The organism is Pseudomonadota bacterium (assembly GCA_010028905.1).
Lineage (GTDB): Bacteria > Vulcanimicrobiota > Xenobia > RGZZ01 > RGZZ01 > RGZZ01.
This window is the reverse complement of record RGZZ01000765.1, coordinates 1-1,590: the sequence shown is the minus strand read 5'-3', so window position 1 is coordinate 1,590 and position 1,590 is coordinate 1. Positions and strand designations below refer to the sequence as shown.

The following is a 1,590-nucleotide window of genomic DNA, read 5'->3' as shown; positions in this document are numbered from 1 at the left end:
TTCGGCGCGTCCGGATCCCCAGCCCGAGCCGCAGCCCTCGGCGCGTCTGAACCCCCAGCCCGAGCCCCCAGCCGGATCCCCAAGACACGAATGGCCTCGGCGATCGCCCCAAGACCATTCGGCTCGAGTTCCGGCTCACTGCGCAAGAATACGAGGTCTATCGCCAGATCGAGGCGCAGGTTCGTCGTTCCCAACGCGGGCGAATGACCCGCGAGGCGGTGCTTGCAGAGGTCTGCCGCCGCGCGGTTGCGGGGGTGTCGGGAAAGTCGCGTCGCCGCACGGTGGTGGTGATGCACTACGACCGCGGCAGCGACCGCGGCTGGATGGAGACCGATCGCGGTGCGGTGCCGGTGTCTGCGAGCGAGGTGCACGACGCCGTAAACGAGGGACGTGTGGTGGTGGCTTCGGAAGACGCGGCTCGCGAGACGGCAGGGGCCTCGGGCGATGTGGAGCACGCCGCAGCAGCGCTGCCGGATGAGCCAGGGGCCTCGGGCGATGTGGAGCCTCAGCCCCTACCGGTGCAGCCGAGGCGCGGAGCGAAGCGGCGATTTCGACAGCGCCCGACGGTGGCCGTCATCGATGCGCTGCACGCCCGATCGAATGGGCGATGCGAGCAGTGCGGTCAGGGCGGTTTCTTGCATGTGCATCATCAGCTACCCTGGAGCCGCGGCGGCGACAACTCCCTCGACAATCTGCGACTGCTCTGCTCTGCGTGCCACGATCTGCACCACCAGCCCGACTTCAAGCGCGACGAAGGGTGGGCACAGGCGCGCAACAGGGCGGTTGTGCGCGCATCGAGGAAGGCTTCCTAGCGTTTCGCGATCCCCGCTTGCACGGCGGTAGAGGTCACGATGCCTGCTTGTCTTCGAGATCGCCCAGGCGCCTGGCGTGATCCTTGAGCATGACGCCCAGGCTGGCGAATGTACCTCGCAGCTCGACGATGGCGGTGTTGGTGTTCACCATGCTGACTCGCAACCCATCGAACCCAACCCCCAGGCGCCGCAGGTCGGTCTTCACCTCGACCATTTCGGTCTGGAGTCTCGAGATGTTTGTCTGCATCTCACCCACGTCGGTCTGAAGGCGCGTGACACAGCTCTGCACGCCGTTCATGTGTCTGTTCACGTCGAACACGGTTGCTTTCAGGGTGTCGATCTCCCGGATCGACTGCCGCTGACCGGCGCTGATGTCTTGGAAATGGCCGTCAATACGGTGAAGCAGCTCATCCATGTCATTCTCTCCCTGCGTGCCGGACGGTGTGGCCATCAGGCTGAGTATATCACGTTGCGGGTGGCCAGGCCAGTCTATCATCTTCGTGTTGCTGACAGTTTTCCGTGATTTGAATCTCGTGTGAACGGCATGTTGCCACCGTGTGAACGCGCGCACGGCTTCGCAGGCTAGACCCGCGAACGAAGCGTTCGCGGAAGGTCCACTGTCGTGGTCTTCTGTGTGCGATTGGGCGTTGGCTGGCGACAGTGTCATGCGGTGTACTCTGTCGGACGGTGTGCGCGTGCGTGGCCCTGTGAGCGGGGCTGTGGTGAAAGCAGCGGGCGCGATTGGCGTGAGTGCAGCGGGCGGGGCTTTGGCCGAACA

At 64.8% G+C, this 1,590-nt stretch carries 2 protein-coding genes; one reads left to right on the top strand and one right to left on the bottom strand.

Annotated features, from left to right (window positions below; genetic code table 11):
- Window positions 1–203 precede the first annotated feature (203 nt).
- Complete coding sequence (locus EB084_25095) at window positions 204–812, top strand: HNH endonuclease (GenBank protein ID NDD31541.1); 609 nt, start codon at window positions 204–206, stop codon at window positions 810–812.
- A 34-nt stretch (window positions 813–846) separates the two neighbouring features.
- On the opposite strand, the gene EB084_25090 is transcribed toward EB084_25095, so the two are convergent.
- The gene (locus EB084_25090) at window positions 847–1,227 is read right to left on the bottom strand and encodes a hypothetical protein (protein ID NDD31540.1); all 381 of its coding nucleotides are present in this window, start codon (window positions 1,225–1,227) and stop codon (window positions 847–849) included.
- Window positions 1,228–1,590 lie beyond the last annotated feature (363 nt).

Coding starts and splice junctions, on each gene's coding strand:
- EB084_25095 (NDD31541.1), top strand. CDS start 204: ATGACCCGCGAGGCGGTGCTTGCAGAGGTCTGCCGCCGCGCGGTTGCG.
- EB084_25090 (NDD31540.1), bottom strand. CDS start 1,227: ATGGATGAGCTGCTTCACCGTATTGACGGCCATTTCCAAGACATCAGC.